Genomic DNA, 18866 nt, shown 5'->3' on the forward strand with positions numbered 1-18866 from the left:
CCACCTCCGAAAGCTCCATGCTTTCATTCTGCCGGAACATCGGTCTACCATCCGGAATCGTGACGGAGCAAGAGGACCGACTGGTCGGGTCCGACCGGGTCCTGGCCGTGCTGGCCGAACTGGCCCGCCATCCCGACGGCATCGGCCTGGACGAGATGGCACGTGCGGTCGCCAGCGCCAAGCCCACCGTTCACCGTGCTCTGGCCTCACTGCGCCGGGCCGGTTTCGCCGGCCGGGACGGCTACGGCCGGTACGTGCTCGGCGACGAGTTCCTGCGCTTGGCCTTCGCCCACCACGAGGCGCGTCCCGACCACGTCCGGGTCATGCCGATCCTGCGCGCCCTGTGCGACAGATACGGCGAAACCGTCCACTACGCCACCCTCGACGGCCGATCAGTGGTCTACCGATCGAAGCTGGACCCGTCCGTCGGAGCGGTCCGCCTCACCTCGGTCATCGGCGGCCGCAACCCCGCACACTGCACCGCCGTCGGCAAGGTGCTGCTCGCCGGTCTGCTCCGCGACGAGCAGGCGGTCCGCGACTGGATCGGCGACCAGCCCCTGGTCCGGCGGACCGAGCGCTCCGCCGGCACCGCCGAGGAGCTGCACGCCGAGCTCGAAAAGGCCCGCGCGAACGGGTACGCCGTCGACGACCAGGAGAACGAACCCGGCGTCAACTGCCTGGCCGTTCCGGTCCACCTCACCTCACCGACAGTGCCGAGCGGTGCGATCAGCATCAGCGGCCTCGCCTACCGCATCCCGGTGCGCAAACTCGCCGACGACCTGCCCGCCATCCGCGCGATCGTGGCCGGCGAAACGGAGATCCCGTGACCAGCTTTTTCACCGCTCAGCCCGGCGGAACCGGCGCCTACTTCCTCGGCGAGGGCCCGGTGTGGGACGCCGCCCGCGAGCGGCTGCTCTGGGTGGACATCATGGCGGGCGACGTGCACGAGGGCCGCCTGGACACCACGACCGGTGAGATCCGGACGGTCACGACCTGGTCCTTCGAGCAGAGCGTGGGCGCGGTCGCCGTGGCGGAGACGGGCGACCTGCTGGTCGCCGAGAAGGAGACACTGACCCACGTCAAGAACGACGGCACGCGTACGCACCTCGCGCGCGTCCTGCCGGAAGGCGCACCGAATCGCCTGAACGACGGCGCCGTCGACCCGGCCGGACGGTTCCTGGTCGGCAGCCTCGGCGGCGACCGGGAGATCCTCGTCCGCTTCGAGAACGGCGACTGCACCACGATCGACGACGACCTGACGCTCTCCAACGGCCTGGCCTGGAGTCCGGCCGGTGACCGTTTCTACAGCGTCGACACCATGTCGCACACCGTCTACGCCCGCGACTACCCCGCCGGCGCCCGGTCGGAGCTGTTCAGAGTCACCGACGGGCACCCCGACGGCCTGTGCGTGGACGCCGAGGGCAACCTGTGGCTGGCCGTCTGGGGCGGTGGCCGCGTCGAGTGCCGCTCCCCAGCCGGCGAGCTGATCGCCGTGGTCGACGTGGACGCACCGCACACCTCCAGCGCCGCCTTCGCCGGCCCGGACCTCGACATCCTGGTCATCACCACCGCCACCCAGGACCTCTCCCCCGCCGGCCTCGCCGAACACCCGCTGTCCGGCCGGCTGTTCACCGCCCGGGTCGGTGTGACCGGCCTGCCCACCCCGTACTGGAATCCCGCCCTCTGAGCCACCGGAGCGTTTCGTGTTCCTCATGCGTATCGGCGCCCCCGGCGCCGAGAAGCCGGTCGTCCGTGCCGACGACACCCACTACGTCGACGTGTCCGACCTCGCCGGCGACTTCGACGAGAAGTTCTTCGGCTCCGGTGGCGTCGCCTCCCTCGCCGGTCCGGTCAGCGAACGGATCGCCGCCGGTGATGTCCACGAGTTCGGCGACCAGCGGATCGGCGCCCCGATCGCCCGGCCGCACCAGATCCTGTGCATCGGGCTGAACTTCAGCGACCATGCCGCGGAGACCGGCCAGGCGGTGCCCGCCGAGCCGATCCTGTTCACCAAGAGCCCGAACACCCTGGTCGGCCCGAACGACGACGTACGCATCCCCCGGGGCTCGACGAAGCCGGACTGGGAGGTGGAGCTCGGCATCGTGATCGGCAGGCGCACCTCCTACCTCGACACGGTCGAGCAGGCCCGCGACCACATCGCCGGATATGTGCTGGTCAACGACGTCAGCGAGCGGGCGTTCCAGATGGAGCGCGGCGGGCAGTGGGTCAAGGGCAAGTCCGCCGAGACGTTCAACCCGGCCGGGCCGTGGCTGGCCACCACCGACGAGGTCCCCGACGTGGGCGACCTGACCATGTGGCTCGACGTCAACGGGGTGCGCCGGCAGACCGGCAACACCCGGACGATGATCTTCGACCCGTACTTCATCATCCATCACCTCAGCCAGTTCCTGGTCCTCGAACCCGGCGACCTGATCAACACCGGCACACCGCCCGGCGTCGGCATGGGCCACACGCCGCAGGTGTGGCTGCAACCCGGCGACGTCATCGACCTCGGCATCGACCGGCTCGGCACCGCCCGCCAGCGGGTCGTCGGCCCGCGCCCCACCTCCTGAGGCCCGCGCCCCACCTCCTGAGGCCCGCGCCTCATCTCTCTGAGGCCTGCGCCATCTCTCTGAGGGCTGACTCGCGCCCCATCTCTCTAAGGACTGACATGTCAGAGTTCACCGGCCTGCGGGCCGTCGTCACCGGCGGCGCCTCCGGCATCGGCCTGGCCACCGCCACCCTGCTCGCCGAACGCGGCGCGACAGTCGCCTGCCTCGACCTCGACACCACCGTCGAGAAACCGCTGCTCGGCATCCGCTGCGACGTCACCGACGACACCTCGGTCCGCGACGCCGTCTCCGCCGCGGTCGCCGCGCTCGGCGGGCTCGACATCGTGGTGAACAACGCCGGCATCGGCGCGCAGGGCACCGTCGAGGACAACGACGACGCCGAGTGGGCCCGCGTCTTCGACGTCAACGTGCACGGCATCGTCCGCGTCACCCGCGCCGCGCTGCCCCACCTGCGCTCGTCGCAGCACGCGGCTGTCGTCAACACCTGCTCCATCGCCGCCACCATGGGACTGCCGCAGCGCGCTCTCTACTCGGCCACCAAGGGCGCCGTGCAGTCACTGACCTATGCCATGGCCGTCGACCACCTCGCCGACGGCATCCGCGTCAACTGCGTCAACCCCGGCACCGCCGACACGCCGTGGATCGGCCGCCTGCTGGCCTCCGCCGACGACCCGGCCGCGGAACGGGCCTCCCTGGAGGCACGCCAGCCCTCCGGCCGCCTGGTGACGGCAACCGAGATCGCCGGCGCCATCGCCTACCTCGCCGGCCCCCGCGCCTCAGCGACCACCGGCGTAGCACTCCCGGTCGACTGCGGCATGCAGACCCTCCGCCCCCGCCGCTGATCCACCCTGCCCCCACCGCTGATCTACCCCGGGCCCGTCTACCGCTGGTCCCACATCAACTCTGGCACCTCAACGCCGACGTATGCGCTGCCGATTCACCGGCCGCCGCCGATTGATCGGCCGCTGCTTGTTACGCGGCCGCAAGATCGGCCTGGCGGGCTCCTCCGCGCGCAACATGTGCCGCAGCATCAGAACGACCCCCAGCGCGATCAGGAGCCCGAATCCGATCTTTCCGAGAATCCTCGGCGTGGCACGGTCCACCCACGCCGGTGTCGCCACCCGGCCGGGATCGTCCGGATCGACGAGCACCGGCAGGAAATCGCCGACGCCCGGCGGCTCGCCGGCCACCCGATCGGTCCAGCTCGTCCGGATCCGGCCCTCCCACCGGTACTCCACCAACCAGGCGCCGGTGTTGAACTCGCGGAGGGCCGCGGTGGTCTTCACCCAGTCCCCCCGGATCGCGACATTCCGGTAGCCGTCGACCAGCCCCGAGCCGACCACTGCCACGGCCATGACGGACAGTGCACACACGATCGCCAGCTTCCGCCACAGCTCCACACGATCAGGATGACATCCATCGACAATGCCGCGGCCGGGACCAACTTCCGAGCCGGCTTCTCAGCGCTCGCCCAGCGCTTCCAGGACTGGCTTCTCAGCGCTCGCCCAGCGCTTCCAGGACCGGCTTGAGATCCAGGATCGGCGTGCCGTCGAACGCCTCCAGGCCCGCGACCCGCACCCGCAGCCCGTCGACAGCGAGGACGGTGACCCGGTGCAGGCCGATCGGGTTGGGCCGGTCCGGCGAACGGGTGCTGAAGACTCCGGTCAGCGGGCGGGCATCGTCCCCACGTGGGTGGACCCGCAGAACACCGCGATCGGCCCGGTCCAGCCAGGTGAACAGCAACAGCGAGGCGCCTGGCCGGATGTCGCCCAGCGCCTCCGCATATCGCGGCTCGAAGACCAGCCACGCGGGCGGCGCGCCCTCGTCACCCTGCTTCGGCGCGCTCGCCGCGTCGAGCAGAGACTCCACCCGGCCGACAGGGTCCAGCTCGAATCCAGCCATGGCCACGACGGTACGACGAGCCCCGCCCACCCGCAGCCCCCACTCACGACCAGCCCACCAAACCAGCTGGCGCACAGCGGTGCTCCCGGCCGCGAAAACCCCCACTCACGACCAGCCGACCGAACCAGCTGGCGCACAGCGGTGCTCCCGGCCGCGAAACCCCCCGCTGACGACCAGCCGGGTGAGCCGGCTCAGCCTTTGACGGCGCCGGTGAGGCCGCCGACGATGCGGCGTTCGAAGAGGCTGAAGAAGACGAGGGCGGGGATCATCGACAGTGAGGTGAAGGCGAGGACCTTCGCGGTGTCGACCGAGTACTGCGATGCGAAGGCCTGCACGCCCAGCGGCAGCGTGAAGCTGTCCTGGTCGTTCAGGATGAACAGCGGGAGCAGGTAGCTGTTCCAGCTGTTGATGAACGCGAGGATGCCGGTGGTGATCAGGCCCGGTACCGAGAGCGGCAGCACCATCCGCCAGAAGAAGCCGAGGCGGCTGCAGCGGTCGATGGCGGCGGCCTCCTCGATTTCCCGGGGGATGGCGCGCAGGAACGGCACCAGGATGATGATCGTGGTGGGCAGTCCGAAGGCGATCTGCGGGAGGATGATGCCGGGCAGGGTGTTCACCAGGCCCAGGTTCTTCACCAGGATGTAGAGCGGCGTGATGGCGACCGTGATCGGGAACATCAGACCGGCGGCGAACAGCGCGTACATCGCTCCCCTGCCCCGGAACCTGTACCGGGCCAGGACGTAGCTCGCCATGACACCCAGCGCGACGACGCCGACGGTGGTGACGACGGCCGCGATCGTCGAGTTGCCGACCTGGCGCCAGAAGGTGTCGCCGGTCAGTACGCCGGTGTAGTTGCCGGTCTCCCACGGGTCAGGCAGGCCGGCGGGGTCGGTGGTGATCTGCGAGTTGGTCCGGAAGCCGCCGATGATGATGTAGATGACCGGGCCGAGCATGAGCCCGACCAGCATCAGGGCGGCGACGTAGACGACCGGGCTGCCCCAGCCGTTGTTCCTTCTGGCCATGTCCTACTGCCCTCCGGTGAGCGCGCCGTCGGTGTCCCGGCGAAGAACGAAACGCTGGTAGACGAGGGCGATGAACATCGAGACGACGAAGAGCACGACCGCCACGGCGCTGCCGTACCCGTAGTTGCCCGCGTTGCGGCCCTCGACGACCATGTACGTCGCCATCGTCGAGGTGCCCGCTGTCGACGCGACGTACTGGCCCCAGATGATGTAGACGAGGTCGAACAGCTGCAGGGCGCCGATGATCGACAGGAAGGCCCAGATCCGGATGGTGGGCCCGAGCAGCGGCAGGGTGATCCGCCGTTGTGTCTGCCAGTAGGACGCGCCGTCGACAGCGGCGGCCTCGGCCAGCTCCTCCGGGATGTTCTGCATCCCGGCCAGGAACAGGATCACCGCGAACCCGACGTACTTCCAGGTCAGGATCAGCATCAGGGTCCAGATCGCGAGTTCCGGGTTGGCCAGCCAGTCCTCGGCCAGCCATCCGAGACCTATCGACCGGAGGACGTCGTTGATCGCGCCGTTGGTCTGGAGCATGAGGGCCCAGGCCGTACCGACGATGACCTCGGAGATCACGTACGGGACGAAGATGAGCACCCGGATGATCGACTGGGCGCGCATCCTCTGGTTCAGCAGCAGGGCGAGAACGACGGCGATCGGGCCCTGGAGGACGATCGACAATACGACGATCTGGCCGTTGTGCCACAGCGCCTCGTGGAATGAGCTGTCCTTGAGGATGGTGACGTAGTTGTCGAGGCCGACGAAGTCGGTCGGTGGTCCGTAACCCTTCCACCGGTAGAAGCCGTAGTACGCCGCCATCAGGATCGGGAAGATCACGAAGCCGAGGAACATGAGGATCGCCGGGCCGGACAGCACGGCGATCTCCAGGCGCTGGGCCCAGCCGATTCCGCGCCGGCGGGGACGGAACGGGGGCGACGCCTGCGCGCCACCCCCGTGCCGTCCGAGTTTGCCGGGCGCATCCTCAGTGACCGCTACGCTCTCGGCACCGAAGTTGCTGATCATCGCTGAACTACCTCAGCCCTTCTTGGCTGCTTCGTTCACGCCCTGGATGATCCCGGCGACGTCACCCTTGCCCGCGAGCAGGTTGACGACACCGATGTTCAGGGCGTTGCCCACGTTCTGGCCGTAGATCGTGTCGAGCCACTGCGAGACGTACGGCGCCTTGTTGTAGGCGTCGAGGACCGCCTTGAGGTAGTCCTCGGTGACGGCGCCCTGGGCTTCCTTGCTGATCGGCAGTGAGTTGAAGGCCTTGTAGTAGCCCTCCTGCACGTCCTTGGTAACGATGTAGTTGAGGAAGTCCGCGCACTCCTTGGGCGCCTGCGCCGAGCAGGAGTAGCCGTCCGCGCCGCCCATGATCGCGGCCGGGTCGCCCTGGCCGCCGGGTACCGCCGGGAACGGGAAGAAGCCCAGGTCGGGCAGCGGCTTGGCATCCTTGGTCAGGGAGGCGATCACGCCCGGGTCCCAGGCGCCCATGAGCTCCATGCTGGCCTTGTAGTTGGCCACCAGACCCGCCGAGCTGCCCGCGCCCTGCTGGGCGGAAGTGGTCAGGAACCCGTCGTTGAACGGCTTCGTGCCGGCGAAGGCCTTGAGGTCCTCACCGGCCTTCGTCCAGCAGGCGTCGCTGAAGTTCTTGTCCTTGGCGGCGGCGTCGAGCGTGGCCGGGCTGCAGGCACGCAGAGCGAAGAAGTAGTACCAGTGGGCGGCGGGCCACGCGTCCTTGCCACCGAGGGCGACCGGAGCGCCGACGGCCTTGAGCTTGCCCACCGCCGTGTTGAGTTCCTCGAGCGTCGTGGGCGGTGCCGCGACACCCGCCTTCTCGAACAGATCTTTGCTGTACCAAAGACCACCGGGAAGAATCGAGACGGGTACGGAGTACGCCTTGCCGTCGACCTGCCCGGTCTTCAGGGCGGCCTCTCCCACCGCCTGCTTGGTCTCGGCGCTGATGTCGCCGGTGATGTCCTTGAGCTGGCCCGCCTCCACCATCGCGGCCATCTTGCCGCCGCCACGCTGGAGGAAGATGTCGGGCGCGGAGCCGGAGTTCAGCGCGGTCTGAAGCTTGCCGTCCATGTCCTCGTTCTGGACCTGCTGAATTTTGATCTTGACGGTCGGGTGTGCGGTCTGGAAGTCGGCGACCGTCTTGTCCCAGAACGCCTTGCCCGGCCCGGTCGTGGCGTTGTGCCAGAACTGCATCGTGACGTTGCCGTCCGAGCCGGAGCCGCCGCCGTCGTCGTCGCTTCCGCAGGCGGCCAGGCCCATGGCGCTCACCACCACCACGGCAGCCACTGCGAGGGTCCTGTTAGGTGACATGAGCCCACCTCTCGGTAGCGAAAGTTTCGGAGTGTTTCCGAAAGATGTCGCCAAAACTAGGGAGAGGCCGACGTCGATGTCAAGATATTCATCGTGATCACAGGTAACACGTGCGTAACGGGTATCGCACCGAGAGTCACAGCTAGCGCGTTTGTGGTCGCATCAGGGTCGGCGAGCACCGGTTGGCATGAAGCGTTTCACCCGTACGTCATCCTGGAATTTTGCAAAAGCTTTCGGAAGTTTCGAGTGAAGGGCAACCGATGACCATCCACGCCGTCATCAACGTGGACCTCGACGGTCCGCGGATCAACCGGCACGTCTACGGGCACTTCGCCGAGCACCTGGGCCGCTGTGTCTACGGCGGGTTCTACGTCGGCGAGGACTCCGGCATCCCCCACCAGGCGGGCATCCGCCTCGACGTCGTCGAAGCGCTGCGCGCGCTGGACATCCCGAACCTGCGCTGGCCCGGCGGCTGCTTCGCCGACGAGTACCACTGGCAGGACGGTGTCGGGCCGAAGGACCAGCGGCCCGTCATGGTCAACACCCACTGGGGCGGGGTCGAGGAGAACAACCACTTCGGCACCCACGAGTTCCTGGCGCTGTGCGAACTCCTCGGCGCCGAGCCGTACATCAGCGGCAACGTCGGCTCCGGCACCGTACGGGAGATGAGCGATTGGGTTGAGTACCTGACCCGCGACGGTGACTCGCCGATGGCCCGGCTGCGCAAGGCGAACGGCCGCGACGAGCCGTGGAAGGTGCGGTTCTGGGGGCTGGGCAACGAGGCGTGGGGCTGCGGCGGCAACATGACCGCCGAGCACTACGCGCAGGAGGCCCGCCGATATGGCACCTACTGCCGTGATTACGGCGACAACAAGCTCTACAAGATCGCCGCGGGGGCCAACGGCACCGATTACGCCTGGACCGAGACCCTGATGAAACAGGTCGGGCACCTCGGCTGCCGGCACGTCAGCAGCACGGCCTACCACGCCCTGTCCGTGCACTACTACACGGTCACCGGATCCACCTGGGAGAACAAGGGCTCAGCAACGGTCTTCGACACCGACGAGTACTACACGACGATGGTGTCCGCGGCCCGCGTCGAGGAACTGCTCGCCGGGCACGCGGCGGTGATGGACTGCTACGACCCGGCGAAGAGCGTCGGCCTGGTCCTGGACGAGTGGGGCACCTGGTTCGACGTGGAGCCGGGCACCAACCCGGGCTTCCTGTACCAGCAGAACACCCTGCGCGACGCGCTGGTGGCGAGCGTGCACTTCGACGTCTTCCACCGGCACGCCGACCGCCTCGTGATGGCCAACATCGCACAGACGGTCAACGTGCTGCAGGCCATGATCCTCACCGATCCGGACTCCGGGGCCCTGGTCCTCACACCCACCTACCACGTGTTCCGGATGAACCGGGGTCACCAGGACGCCACGTCGCTGCGGGTCGACTTCCGCACCGCGCCGCCGGCCCGCCCGGTCGGCGACACGACGCTGACCACCGTCTCGGTCTCGGCCAGCCGCAAGGACGGCCGGCTGCTCGTCTCGCTGTCGAACCTCGACGCCTCTTCGGCCGCCGATGTGGAGATCGACCTGCGCGGGGGCACGGTGAGGGCTGCCGAGGCCCTGATCCTGACGTCGGGTGCGCTCCAGGACCACAACACGCCGCAATCGCCGTCGGTGGTGACACCCCGCCCGTACGACGGCGTGTCGGTTGCCGGCGGCAAGCTCAAGGTCCACCTGCCGCCCCACTCGTTCATCACCGTGAGCGGCGCCCTGTGAACACACCGCGGGTGTCAGTCCGCGCTATAGACGGCTCGGTCGAAGTCGGCGCAGGCCCCGTCGGCGCCCAGATCCTGGACCCACAGCCCGACGAACGCGCCGGTGAAACCCCAGGCCTCGGGCTCTCCGGGTACCAGCGTCACGGCGTACTCGTCGGACAGGGTGGTGGCGTCGAAGGTCCGGCCGAGGTCCCGCCAGACGGGTTCGGCGCCGGGCGTGGTCGTGTAGGCGAAGGTCAGGGCCGGCCCGTCCAGGCGGGCACGCAATCCCACCCGCCGCACGTCACCGAGGGGAACCCGCAGGCCCGGCGCCGCGGTGACCCGCCCGCTGTCGCAGCACAACACGTCGAGCACGGCCGCGCCGTCGTCGTCGGCGGTCACGTGCAGGTAGTACCAGTTGCGGGAGTTGTAGTACGCCGTGATGCCCGCCAGCTGCCTGAAGTCGCGGGGCTCGAACTCACACGTCGCCGTGAACGTGGACCGCGGGGCCGTGACCCGTCGAGCCACCAGGCTCGGCCGGTGCCGTGCCATCGGTGACTGACCGCCCCGGATCCGCAGGTGCGACGGCCGGGCGGACAGATCGATCCAGTCCGGCGTGGCCGGGCGGCGCAGCGTCGACCAGTTGACGCCCAGCACGGGACCGTCGAAGTGGTCGTCCTCGACCTGCTCGGACGACGGCGGCCGGAGCACCGCGGTGGCGCCGGAGGGTGCCGGGACCTGCTCGGCCGGTACGCCGTCGTGGATACGCGGCCACCCGCCGTCCGCCCATTCCACCTTCTGCAAGGCGGTCTCGCGGCCGAGCACGCACCGGCCGGACGGCGCGTACGGCCGGGCGGTCAGGTGCGCCAGGTACCACTCACCGGCCGGGGTCCGCACGAGGCTGCCGTGCCCGGCCTTCTGCAGGGCCAGGTCCGGGCGCCCGGACGAGGTGAGCAGCGGCCCGCCGGGATCCACCTCGTACTCGCCGAGCAGGTGGCGGGACCGGGCCACGGTGACCTGATGCGTCCAGGTCGTGCCGCCCTCAGCGGTGACCAGGTAGTACCAGCCGTCCTTGCGGTAGATGTTGGGCGCCTCGGTGAGGCCGGCCTCGGTGCCTTCGAAGATGATGTGCTCGGGGCCGGTCAGGCGGCGTTCGCACCTGTCGTACTGCTGGAGGGCGATGCCCGCGAAGCGGTTGCGGCCGGGCCGCCAGTCGGCTCGCATCGACAGCATCCAGGTGGTGCCGTCCTCGTCGTGGAACAGCGACGCGTCGAAGCCCCGGCCGTGCAGGACCACGGGGTCCGACCACGGACCGTCGATGCTCGGTGCGGTGATCAGGTAGTTCTGCGGATCCCAGTAGCCGCCCGCGAACGTGGCCACGTCGGTGTACAGCAGGTGGAACTGCCCGTGAGCATGGGTGAGGCTGGGCGCCCAGACCCCGCACGAGTCGGCGGTCCCGGTGAGGTCGAGAAGCCGCCGCTCGGTCAGCACCCCGCCGAGGGGCTGCCAGTCGATCAGATCGGTCGAGTGGTGCACCCGCACACCGGGGTACCACTCGAACGTCGACGTCGCGATGTAGTAGTCGGAGCCGACCCGCAGGATCGACGGATCCGGATGAAAACCCGGGAGCACCGGATTCCGGATCAGGGGGTGGCCCGTCCCGCCATCACCGACGATGGAGGCGGCGGCCTTGGCTATCGTCATGAATTACCTCCGCTGCCGGTGTCGCCCCTCGTGGCGGTACGACGTCCATTGAGGCCCATCACTGCGACGATCGTGGCCTCCGACAGCCGGGTTGTCAACAACTTTCGGAGACTCGACGGAAATACCGAGCTTGATCTTCACGGCGAACGTTCCACTATAATCCCAGGTGAACGCACCTCTATAAACCCGAAGTGCGTCCTTGAGCGAAGAAGATGAAGAGTCCGGGCCGGGGATGCCTTCGGAACTTCCGGAGTCCGCGGCCGGGTCGGAGCCCACCAGGAAGGCCGACAACGACATGACATCGCTGCTGCACGTGGCGACCACGGGATCCGACGACGCCGACGGCTCGGCGCAGCGGCCGTTGCGCACGATCAACCGGGCGGCGGCGCTCGCCCGGCCCGGCGACACCGTGGTCGTGCACGCCGGGGAGTACCGGGAGTGGGTGGCACCACCGCGCGGCGGGCTCAGCGACACCCGCCGGATCACCTACACGGCCGCCGAGGGCGAACACGTGGTGATCAAGGGATCCGAGCGGATCACCGGGTGGACCCGGGAGGACGGGACGGTCTGGCGGGTGGCGGTGCCGAACACGATGTTCGGGGACTTCAACCCGTACGCCGAAGAAGTTTCTGGTGATTGGATCGTTTATCCCGGAAATGCGGCGCACAAGCACCTCGGCGACGTTTATCTCAACGGCCTCAGCTTCTACGAGGTGGCCAGTGCCGCCGAGGTGGCCGGCCCGCAGCTGCGCACCGAGGTGGTCGACAACTGGACCGGCGTCACCGACCGTGTCCGCAACCCGGAGCAGACGCGGCTGGTCTGGTACGCGGAAGTCGGCGACGGCGAGACCACGATCTGGGCGAACTTCCAGGGTGCCGACCCCAACACCGAGCTTGTCGAGATCAACGTACGCCGGTCGGTGTTCTACCCGCTCGTCCCGCACCTGGACTACATCACCGTGCGTGGTTTCGAGCTGGCCCAGGCCGCCTGCCCGTGGACGCCACCCACCGCCGACCAGCCCGGCCTGATCGGCCCCAACTGGGCCAAGGGCTGGATCATCGAGGACAACGTCATCCACGACGCGAAGTGCTCGGCGATCTCGATCGGCAAGGAAGCGTCGACCGGCCACAACTACTCCACGGAGCGCGGCGACAAACCCGGTTACCAATACCAGCTGGAATCGGTTTTCTCGGCGCAGCAGATCGGCTGGGACTCCGAGCACATCGGCTCCCACATCATCCGCCGCAACACCATTTACGACTGCGGCCAGAACGGCATCGTCGGCCACCTCGGGTGCGTCTTCTCGACGATCGAGGACAACCACATCTACAACATCGCGATCAAACGCGAGTTCTACGGGTACGAGATCGGCGGCATCAAGCTGCACGCCGCGATCGACGTGGAGATCCGCCACAACCGCATCCACGACTGTTCGCTGGGCACCTGGCTCGACTGGCAGACCCAGGGCACCCGGGTCTCCCGCAACGTCTTCTACAACAACAGCCGCGACCTGTTCATCGAGGTCAGCCACGGCCCCTACCTGGTGGAGCACAACGTGCTCGGCTCACCGGCGGCCTTCGAGTCGTTCAGCCAGGGCGGCGCGTTCGTCAACAACCTCATCCTCGGCACGATGCGCGTCGAGCCGGTCATGGACCGCGCCACCCCCTACCACCGGCCGCACAGCACGCAGGTCGCCGGCTATGCCGTGATCTTCGGCGCCGACGACCGCTACGTCGGCAACGTCTTCCTCGGCGGTGACCCGGCCGCCGCCTACGCCGAGGAGGCGGAGGGTGTCGCGCCGGCGTTCGCCGGCACGGCCGGCTACAACGGCCACCCGGCGTCGTTCGAGGAGTATCTCGAGCGCATCGCCGCGCAACCGCCCGGCGATCACCAGCGCTTCCTGCATGTCAAACAGCCGGTGTACGCCCGGAGCAACGTCTACGCCGCCGGCGCGAAACCGTTCTCCGGCGAGGACGGCCCCCACACCCTCGACACCGCAACCGCGTCGATCGTCGAGGACGGCGACGAGGTCTACCTGGTGTCCGAGCTGCCCGAAGCGTTCGACCAGGCAAAGCTCGGCGCACTCACCGGCCGCGACCTGCCACGGGTCCGCTTCCCCGACGCCGACTTCGAGGAGCGCGACGGCTCCCCCGCTGTCATCGACGTCGACCTGACCGGCGCCGTCAAGGAGCCCGGCACGACCTATGCCGCTGGCCCGGTGGCCGGCCTCAAGTCAGGCAGCAGCCGCGTACGCATCTGGTGATACTGGTCCGACAGGAGCCGCCCGGGTGAACCTCACCCGGGCGGCTCTCGCGTGCCGGGTCTCCTCTCGTGCCGGTCTCTCGCGTGCCGGTCTCCCGCGTGCCGGGTGATGAGTTGTCGCGGCCGCGGCCGTCATACCTACGACTGGAGACGACGAGGCGGAAGGATGGCGTGATGAGTGTTGATACGCGGCTGGAGGAGCTGGGCGTGAGCGGTCTGGGTGAGGTCGACGAGCCGGCGTTCTCGGGGCTGGCGGAGCGGCACCGGCGGGAGTTGCACGTGCACTGCTACCGGATGCTCGGGTCGTTCGAGGACGCCGAGGACACCGTGCAGGAGACGTTCCTGCGGGCCTGGCGGCGGCGGGAGACCTACGAGGGGCGGTCGACGTTCCGGGCCTGGCTGTACCGGATCGCCACCAACGCCTGCCTGGACCTGCTCGCCAAGTGCCGCCCGGAGCCGGCGACCGGTGGTGAGGTGCTGTGGTTGCAGCCCTACCCGGACCGGCTGCTCGACGAGTTGCCCGCGGCCGGCGCTGACGACCCGGAGACCGTTGCCGTCGCGCGGGAGACGATCGAGCTGGCGTATCTGGTCGCGGTTCAGCACCTCGCGCCGCGCCCGCGGGCCGTGCTGATCCTGCGCGACGTGCTCGGCTGGCCGGCGAAGGACGTGGCGGAGCTTCTCGGTGACTCGGTCAACTCCGTGAACAGCGCGCTCCAGCGGGCCCGCGCCGGGATGCGCGAGCACCTGCCCGCCGAACGGCAGGACTGGACCGGCGGCGCGGAGGACGCCGGGACGCGCGAGCTGGTGCGCCGCTTCACCGCGGCCAGCGTGGCCACCGACATCGACGCGCTCACCACGCTGCTGCGCGACGACGTCCGCTCGTCGATGCCGCCCACGCCGGGCCGGTACGTCGGCCGCGACGCGGTCGTCGGCGACTGGGCCGACGGCGGCTTCGCGGACATGACGGGCCTGCGTGGCGTCCTCACCAGCGTGAACCGGCAGCCCGCCGTCGCCTTCTACCACTGGCGCGAGCAGGAGGGCGCCTACCTGCCGCTGACGGTCGACGTCCTGCGCGTCACCGGCGGGGCGATCACCGAGATCGTCACGTTCCCCCTCGACCGGTTCTCGTGGCTCGGACTGCCGGAGCGCCTGCCGGCGGACGGCACGGAGTAGTACACCCCCCGCACGCCGATACCGAGTGAGCCTTTTTCAACGTGGCGAGGGCCTCGGCTGCCGGCGCCGGACAACGGCCCGGCGGCTTCGGGCCCGATGTCAGGTTGAAAATTGCTCAGTGATGGAGGAACGACATGAGCAGCACCATTGACAACGGAGTCGTCACGGCATCGGGCCGTTTTCGCGGGCTCGCCGGCGCCGGCCTGATCGCCACGCTGACGGCGATGGTGGCCACCACCCTCGCCGCCGCACTTGCCGTGGCCGCCGGCGTCGACTTCGAGATCCCCGAGGGTGGCGAGACGATCCCGCTGCCCGGGTTCGCCGTGGTGACCGGCTTCTTCTCGGTCGTGGGCGTCGTCATCGCCCTCGCGCTGCTGCGATGGAGCGCCCGCCCCGCCCACCGATTCGTGTGGACGACGGTGTCGCTGACCGCGATCTCGCTGATCCCGCCCCTGCTCTCCGGCGCGACCACCGCCACCACCGCCGCCCTGATCGGGCTGCACCTCATCCCCGCGGCGGTGATGATCCCCGCCCTGGCACGGAGCCTGCGCGCCCGCACCGATCAAGACCGGCCCGGCGTCAGGCCGGCACGGTGACGACCTTGATGCCCTTGTCGCGGAACGGGCCGACCTGCGTGTCGGTGCCGGTGGTGACCAGGGTCCACCCGGGCGCCAGGCGGGTCCATGCGTGGAACGGCCGGCGCCCCAGCTTGGCGGCGTGCGCCAGCACGTAGACCCGCGTGGAGCGCTGCGCCATGAGCTCCTTGAGCCGCGTCTGCGCCAGGTCGGCCTCGCAGATCCCCCGCTCGGCGTCGACGCTGTCGGCGGCCAGGAACGCCCGGTCGAAGCTCATGCGCTCCAGCGCGTTCTCGGCGATCGGGCCGACGAGCGCCTGACTGACCGTTCGCATGGTTCCACCGAGGCAGTGCACCGTCAGCCCCTCCGCGCCGGCGAGCTCGCTGAGCACCGTCAGGCTCGGGGTGGCGACGGTCAGATCGGTGTGGTCGCGCAGCTGATGGGCCAGGGCCGCCACCGTCGAGCCGGCGTCCAGCGCCAGCGAGTCGCCGGGTTCGATCTGCGACGCGGCCCAGCGGGCGATGGCGACCTTCTCGGTGAACGCCTCGCCGATGCGCTGCCGCAGGGGCGACTCGGCCCGGTGCGGCACGGCCACCGCGCCGCCGTACGTCCGGGTCAGCCGGCCGGTCGCCTCCAGCCGGGCCAGGTCGCGGCGGATCGTCGAGGCCGACACCCGGAAACGCTCGGCCAGGTCGGTGACGCTGGCCAGTCCCGTCGTCTCGGCGAGCCGGACGATCTCTTCCCGGCGGCGGCGCGAGCCCAGTACCGGCGGCATGGCCTCAGGATGCGGGTCCTGCGCGGTCCGCGCAAGTGATGGCGATGAATTGCTCTGCCGGTCACGCAGGTCACTCATTTCCCGCGCATTTCGCGCCGGAAACTTGCTCGTAATGCGCACGGAATGCCATCGTCATTCGTAATTGGCCGGCTGGTGAAGCCGCTGATCCCCTTCTCCATCGTGACTGATCCCATTTAGGAGCGGATCAACGATGACCAATGCATTCTCGCTTCCGCAGCCCGGCGGTCACAGCCGCCGGGGCATCCTCAGAATGGCGCTCGCCCTCGGCACCGGCGGCACCCTCGGCGGCCTGACCACGGCCTGTGCGACACCGACCGGCCTGCCCGGCGCCGGCACGCTCAACATCGCCCTGAACCGCTCGCTGGTCAGCCTGGACAACAAGCTGAACCAGTTCGACGCAGCCGTCACCGTGCAGCGGGCGGTCCGCCAGGCACTGACCCGGCTCACCCCCGACCTCGAGATCCAGCCGGTGCTGGCCGAGAGTTTCCGGCTCACCGCGCCGAACGAGTGGACAGTGCGTTTCCGGCCCGGAATCCGCTATTCCGACAACACGCCGGTGCGGGTCGAGGACGTCGCCAAGGCCCTGGAGTCCTACCGCGACACCAAGGGCGGGTTCCTGGCCACCTTCTTCCCGGAGTGGCCGCGCGTGGTCACGGTCGACGACCGCACCTTCAAGCTCCGGACCGACGCGCCGCTGCCGATCCTCGACTACCTGATGGCGAACATCCTCATCACCCCGGCGGCGGCCAACAAGGCCGAGGAACTGCAGACGGGCGCCGGGACCGGACCCTATGTGGTGACCACCGCCGACCGCGGCGCGGGCAACTACCAACTTGCGGTCAACCCCAACTACTGGGGTACGCGCCCGACCGTCGAACAGGTGCAGGTGCGCTTCCTGCCCTCCGAGACCAGCCGGGTCGTGTCACTGCGCAGCGGCGAGGTCGACGTCATCGACTCGATCACCCCGGACTCGGTCGAGCAGTTGCGCGGCCTTCCCGGCGTACAGATCGAGAACCGGCCCGGCACCCGGATCACCCACCTGTTCTACAACTTCCGCAAGCGCGCCGGGCACCCGCTGGCCGACGTCCGGGTTCGGGAGGCACTCAGCTATGCGATCAACGGCGACGCGCTGATCAACGACGTCCTGCAACAGGCCGTCATCCCCGTGCCCGGGGTGGTCCCGCCCGGCCTGAGCGGTGCCGCGGCGGTCGGCGAGTTCCGCTACGACCCCGCCAGGGCGCGGCAGATGCTCACCGGTCTCGGCGTACGCGACCTGCCGATGAAGATCATCTGGGAGTCCGGCGAGTTCGCCGGCGACACCCAGGTGATGGAGGCCGTCTACGAGATGCTGCGCGCGGTCGGCGTACGCGCCACGCTCCAGCAGTTCGAGCCCGGCGGCGACATCTCCACCTGGCGGCAGGGCCGGGCCGGCGACTGGGACCTGCTGGCCAACGGCTACGCCAGCCCGACCGGCCTGGCGGTCACGATGATGCAGGGCATGTACGCGGGGACCGCCGCCAAGGAGGAGACCCGCGACACCTACCACGGCTACATCGTCCCGCAGGCGACCACGCTGATCGCCCGTGCCTCGGCCGAGATCGACCCGGCCCGGCGCACCCGGTTGCTCACCGAGGCCCAGCAGACGGTGTGGAAGACCTGGCCGGCCATGTGGGCGTTCGCGCCCAAGGCCGTCGTCGCCCGCCGCGAACGGGTCACCGGCATGGCGATGGGCGCCAACAACTCCTACGACCTCACCCAGATCCGATTGGCGCAACGCGCATGATCCGTTACCTGGCCAAACGCCTGGCCCAGAGCCTGCTGACCATCCTGCTCACGGTCTCCACCGTCTTCGTGCTGATCCGGCTGGCACCCGGTGACCCGGCCCGCGCCTACGCCGGCCCGTTCTCCACCAACGAGCAGGTCGAGGAGGTACGCCGGCAGTTCGGCCTCGACCAGCCGATGATCGCGCAGTACTGGACCTTCCTGAAGGGGCTGTTCCGCGGCGATCTGGGCACGTCGTTCAGCTATCAGGCGCCCGCCCTGGACGTGGTCATGGACCGGCTCCCCTACACGCTCACGCTCGCCCTCGCGGCCATCGTGCTGACCACCGTCGTCTCCGTGCCGCTGGGCATGTGGATGGCCCGGCACGCCGACAGCCGCCGCGAGTTCACCGTCAACGTGGCGACCGTCGCCGGGCAGTCGATGCCCGAGTTCTGGACCGGCGTGATGCTGCTGACCGTGTTCGCCGTGCTGGTGCCGGTGCTGCCCGCCTCGGGCTTCACCACCTGGGGCGGCCTGGTGCTGCCGACGGTGACGATCGCGGTGCTGCAGATCGCGCTGATCTCGCGCATGGTGCGCCGCGAGATGATCGCCAACTTCGGCGCACCGTACCTGACCGTGGCGCGCTCGCGCGGTGTCAGCGAACGGCTGCTGACGTGGCGCTACGCCATGGGCAACGCGTCGGTTCCGGTCGTCACCGCGCTGGGCACCCGCTTCGCGGCCATGCTCAACGGCGTCGTCGTGGTCGAGGTGGTCTTCGCCTGGCCCGGTGTCGGCTCGCTCGTCGTACGCGCCCTGGAGACCAGGGACTACCCGCTGATCGTGACCACCGTGCTGGTCACCTCCGTGCTCGCGGTGCTGGTCCAGCTGCTGGTCGACCTCTGCTACCCGCTCCTGGACCCGCGGGTCCGCCTTGGAAAGGCCGCCGCATGAACGAGCTTGCGAGTGAATCATTCGGCTCAGTTGCCGGCTCAGGGCGACGCCGGAGCGCAGCGG

Annotated in this window: 17 protein-coding genes; 10 read left to right on the forward strand and 7 right to left on the reverse strand. The window is 69.2% G+C overall.

All coding sequences use genetic code 11. The annotated features are described in order from the left end of the window. Nucleotides 1-59: 59 nt before the first annotated feature. From ACFQV6_RS19495 to ACFQV6_RS19510, 4 genes are all read left to right on the forward strand, one after another. The gene (locus tag ACFQV6_RS19495; RefSeq protein WP_378028933.1) at nt 60-827 is read left to right on the forward strand and encodes an IclR family transcriptional regulator; all 768 of its coding nucleotides are present in this window, start codon (nt 60-62) and stop codon (nt 825-827) included. Continuing rightward, entirely contained in the window at nt 824-1687 is an 864-nt protein-coding gene (locus ACFQV6_RS19500; protein ID WP_378028934.1) for an SMP-30/gluconolactonase/LRE family protein, read from the forward strand. The genes ACFQV6_RS19495 and ACFQV6_RS19500 overlap by 4 nt, the downstream gene beginning before the upstream one ends. A 25-nt stretch (nt 1688-1712) precedes the next feature. Further along, nucleotides 1713-2573, forward strand: coding sequence for a fumarylacetoacetate hydrolase family protein (locus ACFQV6_RS19505; RefSeq protein ID WP_378028935.1), 861 nt, complete (start codon nt 1713-1715; stop codon nt 2571-2573). Between the two features lie 98 nt (nt 2574-2671). Further along, complete coding sequence (locus ACFQV6_RS19510; protein ID WP_378028936.1) at nt 2672-3415, forward strand: SDR family NAD(P)-dependent oxidoreductase; 744 nt, start codon at nt 2672-2674, stop codon at nt 3413-3415. Between the two features lie 69 nt (nt 3416-3484). On the opposite strand, the gene ACFQV6_RS19515 is transcribed toward ACFQV6_RS19510, so the two are convergent. The 5 genes from ACFQV6_RS19515 to ACFQV6_RS19535 all read right to left on the reverse strand — a co-directional run bounded on the left by ACFQV6_RS19515 (nt 3485) and on the right by ACFQV6_RS19535 (nt 7822). Beyond that, nucleotides 3485-3973, reverse strand: coding sequence for a DUF3592 domain-containing protein (locus ACFQV6_RS19515; RefSeq protein WP_378028937.1), 489 nt, complete (start codon nt 3971-3973; stop codon nt 3485-3487). A 94-nt stretch (nt 3974-4067) separates the two neighbouring features. After that, nucleotides 4068-4475 (reverse strand): tRNA (N6-threonylcarbamoyladenosine(37)-N6)-methyltransferase TrmO, encoded by a 408-nt coding sequence (gene tsaA / locus ACFQV6_RS19520; RefSeq protein ID WP_378028938.1) that lies wholly within the window; start codon nt 4473-4475, stop codon nt 4068-4070. A 191-nt stretch (nt 4476-4666) separates the two neighbouring features. Then, complete coding sequence (locus ACFQV6_RS19525) at nt 4667-5497, reverse strand: carbohydrate ABC transporter permease (RefSeq protein WP_378028939.1); 831 nt, start codon at nt 5495-5497, stop codon at nt 4667-4669. A gap of 3 nt (nt 5498-5500) precedes the next feature. Continuing rightward, on the reverse strand, nt 5501-6517 hold the full coding sequence (locus ACFQV6_RS19530) for a carbohydrate ABC transporter permease (protein ID WP_378028940.1): 1017 nt from the start codon (nt 6515-6517) through the stop codon (nt 5501-5503). A 12-nt stretch (nt 6518-6529) separates the two neighbouring features. Then, nucleotides 6530-7822, reverse strand: coding sequence for an ABC transporter substrate-binding protein (locus ACFQV6_RS19535; RefSeq protein WP_378028941.1), 1293 nt, complete (start codon nt 7820-7822; stop codon nt 6530-6532). Nucleotides 7823-8082: 260 nt separating this feature from the next. Between ACFQV6_RS19535 and ACFQV6_RS19540 the strand changes: the two genes are divergently transcribed. Continuing rightward, complete coding sequence (locus tag ACFQV6_RS19540; RefSeq protein ID WP_378028942.1) at nt 8083-9603, forward strand: alpha-N-arabinofuranosidase; 1521 nt, start codon at nt 8083-8085, stop codon at nt 9601-9603. 14 nt (nt 9604-9617) lie between these two features. Here ACFQV6_RS19540 and ACFQV6_RS19545 read toward each other — a convergent pair whose 3' ends face one another. After that, nucleotides 9618-11285, reverse strand: coding sequence for a glycoside hydrolase family 43 protein (locus tag ACFQV6_RS19545; protein WP_378028943.1), 1668 nt, complete (start codon nt 11283-11285; stop codon nt 9618-9620). Nucleotides 11286-11517: 232 nt separating this feature from the next. Here ACFQV6_RS19545 and ACFQV6_RS19550 point away from each other — a divergent pair, with 232 nt between their 5' ends. The 3 genes from ACFQV6_RS19550 to ACFQV6_RS19560 all read left to right on the forward strand — a co-directional run bounded on the left by ACFQV6_RS19550 (nt 11518) and on the right by ACFQV6_RS19560 (nt 15316). After that, nucleotides 11518-13548 (forward strand): right-handed parallel beta-helix repeat-containing protein, encoded by a 2031-nt coding sequence (locus tag ACFQV6_RS19550; protein ID WP_378028944.1) that lies wholly within the window; start codon nt 11518-11520, stop codon nt 13546-13548. 170 nt (nt 13549-13718) lie between these two features. Beyond that, on the forward strand, nt 13719-14720 hold the full coding sequence (locus ACFQV6_RS19555; RefSeq protein WP_378028945.1) for an RNA polymerase subunit sigma-70: 1002 nt from the start codon (nt 13719-13721) through the stop codon (nt 14718-14720). A 134-nt stretch (nt 14721-14854) separates the two neighbouring features. After that, nucleotides 14855-15316, forward strand: coding sequence for a DUF6069 family protein (locus tag ACFQV6_RS19560; protein ID WP_378028946.1), 462 nt, complete (start codon nt 14855-14857; stop codon nt 15314-15316). Here ACFQV6_RS19560 and ACFQV6_RS19565 read toward each other — a convergent pair. After that, the gene (locus ACFQV6_RS19565; RefSeq protein WP_378028947.1) at nt 15300-16070 is read right to left on the reverse strand and encodes a DeoR/GlpR family DNA-binding transcription regulator; all 771 of its coding nucleotides are present in this window, start codon (nt 16068-16070) and stop codon (nt 15300-15302) included. The genes ACFQV6_RS19560 and ACFQV6_RS19565 overlap by 17 nt on opposite strands. A 211-nt stretch (nt 16071-16281) precedes the next feature. Here ACFQV6_RS19565 and ACFQV6_RS19570 point away from each other — a divergent pair, with 211 nt between their 5' ends. Then, on the forward strand, nt 16282-17874 hold the full coding sequence (locus ACFQV6_RS19570) for an ABC transporter substrate-binding protein (RefSeq protein ID WP_378028948.1): 1593 nt from the start codon (nt 16282-16284) through the stop codon (nt 17872-17874). Further along, nucleotides 17871-18803 carry an ABC transporter permease gene (locus ACFQV6_RS19575; protein ID WP_378028949.1) on the forward strand — a complete coding sequence of 311 codons (933 nt, stop codon included), beginning with the start codon at nt 17871-17873 and terminating at the stop codon, nt 18801-18803. Before ACFQV6_RS19570 ends, ACFQV6_RS19575 begins: the two co-directional genes overlap by 4 nt. The last annotated feature ends 63 nt before the right edge of the window (nt 18804-18866 follow it).

Origin of the sequence: Actinoplanes sp. GCM10030250, assembly GCF_042666575.1 — a bacterium.
Taxonomy (GTDB): Bacteria; Actinomycetota; Actinomycetes; order Mycobacteriales; family Micromonosporaceae; genus Actinoplanes.